General features: G+C 72.2%; 9 protein-coding genes and 2 pseudogenes. 9 read left to right on the forward strand and 2 right to left on the reverse strand.

The annotated features are described in order from the left end of the window. Window positions 1–238: pseudogene (locus DY240_RS24975) on the reverse strand (family 2 glycosyl transferase); the annotation flags it as partial. Beyond that, window positions 235–852, reverse strand: coding sequence for a mycofactocin system transcriptional regulator (mftR, locus tag DY240_RS24980; protein ID WP_119662410.1), 618 nt, complete (start codon window positions 850–852; stop codon window positions 235–237). The gene mftR and the pseudogene DY240_RS24975, both read right to left, overlap by 4 nt. An 81-nt stretch (window positions 853–933) precedes the next feature. On the opposite strand from mftR, the gene mftA reads away from it, so the two are divergent. The 9 genes and pseudogenes from mftA to DY240_RS25025 form a co-directional block, all read left to right on the forward strand. Next, window positions 934–1,038 (forward strand): mycofactocin precursor MftA, encoded by a 105-nt coding sequence (gene mftA / locus DY240_RS24985; protein WP_116949568.1) that lies wholly within the window; start codon window positions 934–936, stop codon window positions 1,036–1,038. 8 nt (window positions 1,039–1,046) lie between these two features. Next, window positions 1,047–1,322, forward strand: coding sequence for a mycofactocin biosynthesis chaperone MftB (gene mftB / locus DY240_RS24990; RefSeq protein ID WP_233552865.1), 276 nt, complete (start codon window positions 1,047–1,049; stop codon window positions 1,320–1,322). Then, complete coding sequence (mftC, locus tag DY240_RS24995) at window positions 1,319–2,560, forward strand: mycofactocin radical SAM maturase (RefSeq protein ID WP_119662411.1); 1,242 nt, start codon at window positions 1,319–1,321, stop codon at window positions 2,558–2,560. The genes mftB and mftC overlap by 4 nt, the downstream gene beginning before the upstream one ends. Window positions 2,561–2,579: 19 nt before the next feature. Continuing rightward, window positions 2,580–3,392 (forward strand): mycofactocin-coupled SDR family oxidoreductase, encoded by an 813-nt coding sequence (locus DY240_RS25000; RefSeq protein ID WP_119662412.1) that lies wholly within the window; start codon window positions 2,580–2,582, stop codon window positions 3,390–3,392. Between the two features lie 14 nt (window positions 3,393–3,406). Then, window positions 3,407–4,261, forward strand: coding sequence for a mycofactocin-coupled SDR family oxidoreductase (locus DY240_RS25005; RefSeq protein ID WP_119662413.1), 855 nt, complete (start codon window positions 3,407–3,409; stop codon window positions 4,259–4,261). 26 nt (window positions 4,262–4,287) lie between these two features. Further along, complete coding sequence (locus DY240_RS25010; protein ID WP_119662414.1) at window positions 4,288–5,118, forward strand: mycofactocin-coupled SDR family oxidoreductase; 831 nt, start codon at window positions 4,288–4,290, stop codon at window positions 5,116–5,118. An 11-nt stretch (window positions 5,119–5,129) separates the two neighbouring features. Next, the gene (locus DY240_RS25015; protein WP_119662415.1) at window positions 5,130–5,942 is read left to right on the forward strand and encodes a mycofactocin-coupled SDR family oxidoreductase; all 813 of its coding nucleotides are present in this window, start codon (window positions 5,130–5,132) and stop codon (window positions 5,940–5,942) included. A 6-nt stretch (window positions 5,943–5,948) separates the two neighbouring features. Continuing rightward, window positions 5,949–6,863 carry an AAA family ATPase gene (locus DY240_RS25020; RefSeq protein ID WP_119662416.1) on the forward strand — a complete coding sequence of 305 codons (915 nt, stop codon included), beginning with the start codon at window positions 5,949–5,951 and terminating at the stop codon, window positions 6,861–6,863. 24 nt (window positions 6,864–6,887) lie between these two features. Beyond that, window positions 6,888–7,102 (forward strand): annotated as a pseudogene (locus DY240_RS25025) (hypothetical protein); the annotation flags it as partial.

A 7,102-nucleotide genomic window follows, 5' to 3' on the forward strand; every position in this document is an offset into this window, starting at 1 on the left:
AGCCGGCCTCGTCCACGGCCGGCGGCACCGGCAGCGCCAGCCCGGCCGCGACCAGCGCCCGCGCCAGCGCGCTGTCGTCCCGCCCGCCGACGCGCCCACCGGCCAGCCACCGGTCCACCGTCGCGCGCTGCCGCTGCGTCAGCGTCACCACCCGGAACGGGGTCCCGCCGAACAGCACGCCACCGTCCAGCCAGGCGCCCGGATCCAGCGCGACGCCGAACCCCTCGGGCAGCGTCATGACGCGAACCGCTCGCCCAGCATTCGCAGCGCCGACTCGAGCAGCTCGGTGAGGTCGGCGTCCTCGTGCACCAGCCACTGCTCGTAGGCGGCCAGCGCGATGCCGAGCATCGTCCACGCCAGCGCCTGCGGTTCGAGGCTGTCGGCCGGCACCCCGAGCCGGCGAGCGGCGTACTCGGCCACGACGTCGCGCCAGGCCTGGAACCGCAGCGTGGAATGGGCCAGCAGCGCCGGCACGCCCAGCAGCAGCCGCATGCGCTGGCGGTGCCACGGCACCTCCTCCGGCGGGATCCGGTTGAACTCGATGACCGACGCGCAGACGGCGTCCATCAGCGGCAGGTCGTCGGGGAGGCTGTCGAGGTAGGCGCGCATGCGGTCCAGCTGGGCGTCGAAGTCGCCCCACGGCAGGTCGTTCTTCGAGGCGAAGTAGCGGAAGAACGTGCGCCGCCCGATGCCGGCCGCGGCCGCGATGTCGTCGACGGTGGTGTCGTCGAAGCCACGCTCGGCGAACAGTGTCAGCGCGACGTGACTGAGCTCCGCCTGGGTGGTGGACGGGCGCCGTCCCAGCCTGGGCGCACCGCCCTCACCTGCGGGGGAGCCGTCGTCGGTCGACAATGTCGGGTCACCCCTTCCATTCGGCACTGGGTGCCATTAGTATCCGGACCATACCGCCAACTCGACCTGAAGGAGCATGTCATGAGCCAGACGGATCAGGCAGCGGTGACCGAGCCCGACGACCTCGTCGAGGACGACTCTCTGGTGGAAGAGGTCTCCATCGACGGCATGTGCGGCGTGTACTGAGCGCCGCCGTGCCCGCCATCGACCTGGACCGGGCCTTCGACCTGCACCCGCAGGTCGCGGTGCGGCCAGAGCCGTTCGGGGCGCTGCTGTACCACTTCGGCACCCGCCGGCTCTCCTTCCTCAAGGACCGCACGCTGCTGGCCGTCGTGCGGTCGCTCGCGGCCGAGCCGACGGCGCGAGCCGCCTGCACTGCGGCCGGCGTCACCGGCGCCGACCTGCCCCGGTACCAGCGGGCGCTGGGCGTCCTGGTGCAGTCCCAGATGGTCGTCGAGAGGACGCCATGACCACGCAGCCGAAGCTGGTCGAGCTGTTCGAGCACGGCCTCGACGCCCCCATCTGCCTCACCTGGGAGCTCACCTACGCCTGCAACCTGTCCTGCGTGCACTGCCTGTCCAGCTCGGGCCGGCGCGACCCGCGCGAGCTGAGCACCGAGGAGTGCAAGGCGGTCATCGACGAGCTCGAGCGCATGCAGGTGTTCTACGTGAACATCGGCGGCGGCGAGCCGACGGTGCGGCCGGACTTCTGGGAGCTGGTCGACTACGCGACCGCGCACCGCGTCGGGGTGAAGTTCTCCACCAACGGGGTCAAGATCGACGCCGAGGTCGCGGCCCGGCTGGCCGCCAGCGACTACGTCGACGTGCAGATCTCCCTCGACGGCGCGACCGCCGACGTCAACGACCTCGTTCGCGGCCCGGGTTCGTACGCCACCGCGATCCGGGCGATGGAGCACCTGGCCGCCGCCGGCTTCGCCGGGTTCAAGATCTCGGTGGTCGTGACCCGGCAGAACGCCGGCCAGCTGGACGACTTCAAGGCGATCGCCGACCGCTACGGCGCACAGCTGCGACTCACCCGGCTGCGCCCGTCCGGCCGCGGCGCCGACGTCTGGGACGAGCTGCACCCGACCGCACAGCAGCAGCGGGAGCTCTACGACTGGCTGCTCGACCACGGCGAGAACGTCCTCACCGGCGACTCGTTCTTCCACCTGTCCGCGTACGGCCAGTCGCTGCCGGGGCTGAACCTGTGCGGCGCCGGCCGCGTCGTCTGCCTGATCGACCCGGTCGGCGACGTCTACGCGTGCCCGTTCGCCATCCACGAGTCGTTCCTGGCCGGCAACGTCCGCGCCGAGGGCGGGTTCACCCGGGTCTGGCGCGAGTCGGAGCTGTTCGCCGAGCTGCGCAGCCCGCAGACCGGCGGCGCCTGCACGAAGTGCCGGCACTTCGACTCCTGCCGGGGCGGCTGCATGGCGGCGAAGTTCTTCACCGGCCTGCCGCTGGACGGGCCGGATCCGGAGTGCGTGCAGGGCTACGGCGCCGACGCGCTGCTGGCCCGTGGCGACGTCCGCCCCCCGAAACCGGGCGTCGACCACTCCCACCGGACCGCGCCCGCGCGCAGCCCCCGCCGCGGGCACGGTCCGGTCCCGGTCACCATCACGCGCCGGCGTCCCGAGCGGCCGCCGGTCAGCGCGTGCGAGGAGAGCCCGCTCGCGGGCCTGGATCTCAGCGGGGCGCGTAGCAGCACCTGACATCCGAAGGAGGCGCGCAATGGGGCGTGTCGAGGGCAAGGTCGCGTTCATCACCGGAGCGGCGCGCGGGCAGGGCCGCAGTCATGCGGTCCGGCTGGCCCAGGAGGGCGCCGACGTCATCGCGATCGACCTGTGCGGCCCGGTGCCCGGCATCGGGTACCCGCCGGCCACACCGGACGACCTCGAGCAGACCGTCAAGGACGTCGAGGCGCTGGACCGCCGCATCGTCGCCCGCCAGGCCGACGTCCGCGACCGCGACGCGCTGAAGGCGGCCATCGACGAGGGCGTCGCCGAGCTCGGCAGGCTGGACATCGTCGTCGCCAACGCCGGCATCTGCATCCTGGCGCCGTGGGACGAGGTGACGCCGGAGATCTTCCGCGACACCATCGACATCAACCTCACCGGCGTCTGGAACACCGTCCAGCTGGCCGCGCCGCACCTGGTGGCGGCCGGCGGCGGGTCGGTCATCCTCACCAGCTCGGCGGCCGGGCTCAAGGGGCTGCCGTTCCTCACCCCGTACGTCGCCGCCAAGCACGGCGTCGTCGGGCTCATGCGGGCGTTCGCCCACGAGCTGGCCGAGCACCACATCCGGGTCAACAGCGTCCACCCCACCGGCGTCGACACCCCGATGGGCGCGGGCGACGGCATGGCCCAGATCGGCGCGTGGCTCGAGCAGCACCCGCGCCTGGCCGGCATGTTCACCAACAGCCTGCCGGTCGACATCACCCAGCCGGTCGACATCAGCAACGCCGTGCTGTTCCTCGCCTCCGACGAGGCCCGCTACGTCACGGCGCTCACCATGACCGTCGACGCCGGCAACACCCAGTACTGAGGAGGCGGTCAGCCATGGGCCGACTGGACGGGAAGGTCGCGCTGGTCACCGGCGCCGGACGAGGGCAGGGCCGGGCCCACGCGCTCACGCTCGCCCGCGAGGGCGCGGACGTCGTCGCGGTCGAGATCGGCGCACAGATCGACACCGTCGGCTATCCGATGGGCACGCCGGAGGACCTGGCCGAGACGGCCCGGCTGGTCGAGGAGCTGGACCGCCGCGTCGTCGCCGTCCAGGCAGACGTGCGCGACCAGGCCGCGCTGGACGGCGCCGTCGAGCAGGGCCTGGCCGAGCTGGGCCGTCTCGACATCCTCATCGCCAACGCCGGCATCTGGTCGCTCGCCCCGTTCTGGGAGATGAGCGAGCCGCAGTGGAACGACATGGTCGACGTCAACCTCACCGGCGTCTGGAAGTCGGCCAAGGCGGTCGCGCCGCACATGATCGAGCGCGGCTCCGGCGCCATCGTCATGACGTCGTCGGTGAACGGCCTCGAGCCGGGCGCGAACTACGCCCACTACATCGCCGCCAAGCACGCCGTCATCGGGTTGATGCGCAGCGTCGCGCTGGAGCTGGCACCGCACGGTGTGCGCTGCAACGCCGTCTGCCCCGGTGCCATCGACACCGGCATGACGAACTGGCAGGGCGCCTACGACATGTTCGCCGGCCACGAGGGCGGCAGCCGTGAGGACCTGGAACGCGGCGGACGGGGCTTCCACGCGCTCAAGGGCGCGGGGATCCTGTCGCCGCAGGTCATCGCGGACGCTGCGCTCTGGCTGGTCTCCGACGAGGCGGCGGCGGTCACCGGGGTCGCCGTTCCCGTCGACGCCGGGCACCTGCTGATGCCCGGGATCAACGCCGCACCGGTGGAGTGAGCCGGACCGAGGAGAGGGGGCACGCAATGGGGCGTGTCGATGGCAAGGTCGCCTTCATCACCGGGGCGGCGCGAGGTCAGGGCCGCAGCCACGCGGTGCGGCTGGCGCAGGAGGGCGCCGACATCATCGCGGTCGACATCTGCGGGCAGATCGACACCGTGCCGTTCCCCATGGCCACGCCGGAGGACCTGGCCGAGACCGTCAAGGAGGTCGAGGCACTGGACCGGCGCATCGTCGCCGTCCAGGCCGACGTGCGCGACTACGACGCCGTCCGTGGCGCGCTCGACGACGGCGTCGCCGAGCTGGGCCGCCTCGACATCGTCGCGGCGAACGCCGGCATCAGCGAGCTGGGCATCCCGACGGCGGACATGGACGAGCGGAGCTGGCAGAACACCATCGACGTCAACCTGACCGGCGTCTGGCACACCTGCAAGGCCGCCGTGCCGCACCTGCGCGCCGCCGGCGGAGGGTCGATCGTCATCACCAGCTCCGGCGCGGGGCTGAAGGGGATGGCGAACCTCGCCGCCTACGTCTCGGCCAAGCACGGCGTCGTCGGCCTGATGCGCACGCTCGCCAACGAGCTGGCGCCTGACTTCATCCGGGTGAACTCGGTGCATCCGGGCGTGGTGAACACCCCGATGGTGCAGAACGACGCGATCTACCGGCTGTTCCGGCCCGACCTGGACGAGCCGACCCGTGACGACGCGCTGGACGTGTTCACGTCGCTGCACGCCCTCGACATCCCCTGGCTCGAGGCCGTAGACATCTCCAACGCGGTCCTGTTCCTGGCCTCTGACGAGGCGCGATACATCACCGGCGTGACCCTGCCGGTGGACGGCGGTTTCTTCGTGAAGTGAGGAGAGCATCGATGGGCAAGCTCGACGGCAAAGTCGCCTTCATCACCGGCGCGGCGCGCGGCCAGGGCCGCAGTCACGCGGTCCGGCTGGCGCAGGAGGGCGCCGACATCATCGCGGTCGACCTGTGCAAGCAGATCGACTCCGTGGCGTACCCCATGTCGACCCCGGAGGACCTGGCCGAGACCGTCAAGGAGGTCGAAGCGCTGGACCGGCGCATCGTCGCCACCCAGGCCGACGTGCGCGACCGCGAGGGACTGCAGGCGGCGTTCGACGACGGCGTCGCCCAGCTCGGCGGCGTCGACATCGTGCTGGCCAACGCCGGCATCGCGCCGATGGGCGTCACGGTCCTGCCGAACGAGTGGGACGACGTCATCGCCGTCAACCTCACGGGCGTCTACAACACCGTCGAGGTCGCCAAGCAGGCGCTCATCGAGCGCGGCGGCGGCGCCATCGTCATCACCAGCTCGACCGCCGGCATCAACGGCATCGGCGGCAGCCAGCCCGGTGGCCTGGGCTACACCGCGTCGAAGCACGGCGTCGTCGGGCTGATGCGCTCGTACGCGAACGTGCTGGCCGAGCACTCGATCCGGGTCAACACCGTCCACCCGACCGGCGTCAACACGCCGATGGTCGTCAACGACGTCATGCAGGAGTTCCTGGCCCAGGACCCAAGCCTGTCCAACGCGATGGCCAACGCACTGCCGGTGCCGATGGTCGAGCCGGTGGACATCTCCAACGCCATCCTCTGGCTGGTCTCCGACGACGCCCGCTACGTCACCGGGGTGACGCTCCCCGTCGACGCCGGCTTCACGAACAAGAAGTGAGGTCACATGACGGCGCTGACGCAGGTCCGCGACCGCGTGCGCACGCACCTGGTGGGCCGCGACCGTGAGCTCGACCTCGTCCTGGCCGCCGTCGCCGCCGGGCGGGACATCGTCCTGGAGGGCCCGCCCGGCACCAGCAAGAGCACGCTGCTGCGGGCCATCACCGCCGAGTGGGGCATCCCGCTGGTGTTCGTCGAGGGCAACGCCGACCTCACCCCGGCGAAGTTGGTCGGCCACCACAACCCGGCCCGGGTGCTGCGCGAGGACTACAGCCCCGAGAACTTCGTCGACGGGCCGCTGCTCGCGGCCATGCGCGCCGGCGGCTTCCTCTACGTCGAGGAGTTCAACCGGGCGCCGGAGGACACCCTGAACACGCTGCTCACCGCGATGGCCGAACGGCAGATCGCGGTGCCGCGGGTCGGCACGATCGCGGCCGCGCCGACGTTCCGGGTGATCGCGTCCATGAACCCGTTCGACAACGTCGGCACCACCCGGCTGTCGACCAGCGTCCACGACCGCCTGTGCCGGCTGGCGATCGGCTATCAGGACGCCGAGGCCGAGCGGGGCATCGTCGCGCTGCGGGCGCCGCTGCCCGACGTCGACCCGCTGCTGTACGGGCGGCTGGTCGCCGATGCCGTCGCCGTCACCCGGGCGACCCGCGAGCACGAGGACGTCCGGCAGGGCAGCAGCGTGCGCGGCGCCATCGACCTCACGCTGGTCGCGGGTCCGCTGCTGGGGCTGGCCGGCGTCGTCTCGCCGTCGGACCAGCGCTACCCGGACGTCGTGTTCGACGCGATGGTCGTGGCGCTGTCCGGGCGGATCTTCCTCGACGAGGCCGTCGAGACGACGCCGGAGCGGGTGCTGCGGTCGATCTGGGAGGACCACTTCATCCTCCAGCCGGCCACCGCCGCGCCGGGTTGAAGGACGGTCGAGGCGTCGTCGCCGGTGCGGCGGCGGGCCTCGTCGCCGGACCGCTCGAGAGAGCTGCGGCCGCTGCGGCGGCGGCCGAAGCAGCTCGACGCCGACCCCGTCCTGCACGACGTGTCGTCGTCCGGTGGCGGCGGGGGCCTGGTGGTGCCGGGCGGGCTCCCGCCGCCGGGCCCCCGCCGGGTGCCGCCGGGCTCGGGCGCGCCGGGCACGACGGACGAGGCGGCGACCCT

The sequence above is a fragment of the Jiangella rhizosphaerae genome, assembly GCF_003579925.1.
Classification (GTDB): Bacteria; Actinomycetota; Actinomycetes; order Jiangellales; family Jiangellaceae; genus Jiangella; species Jiangella rhizosphaerae.

Excerpts from the sequence above, each read along its gene's own strand:
- mftC (WP_119662411.1), top strand. The coding sequence starts at position 1,319 with ATGACCACGCAGCCGAAGCTGGTCGAGCTGTTCGAGCACGGCCTCGAC.
- DY240_RS25015 (WP_119662415.1), top strand. The coding sequence starts at position 5,130 with ATGGGCAAGCTCGACGGCAAAGTCGCCTTCATCACCGGCGCGGCGCGC.
- mftA (WP_116949568.1), top strand. The coding sequence starts at position 934 with ATGAGCCAGACGGATCAGGCAGCGGTGACCGAGCCCGACGACCTCGTC.
- DY240_RS25010 (WP_119662414.1), top strand. The coding sequence starts at position 4,288 with ATGGGGCGTGTCGATGGCAAGGTCGCCTTCATCACCGGGGCGGCGCGA.
- DY240_RS25005 (WP_119662413.1), top strand. The coding sequence starts at position 3,407 with ATGGGCCGACTGGACGGGAAGGTCGCGCTGGTCACCGGCGCCGGACGA.
- DY240_RS25020 (WP_119662416.1), top strand. The coding sequence starts at position 5,949 with ATGACGGCGCTGACGCAGGTCCGCGACCGCGTGCGCACGCACCTGGTG.
- DY240_RS25000 (WP_119662412.1), top strand. The coding sequence starts at position 2,580 with ATGGGGCGTGTCGAGGGCAAGGTCGCGTTCATCACCGGAGCGGCGCGC.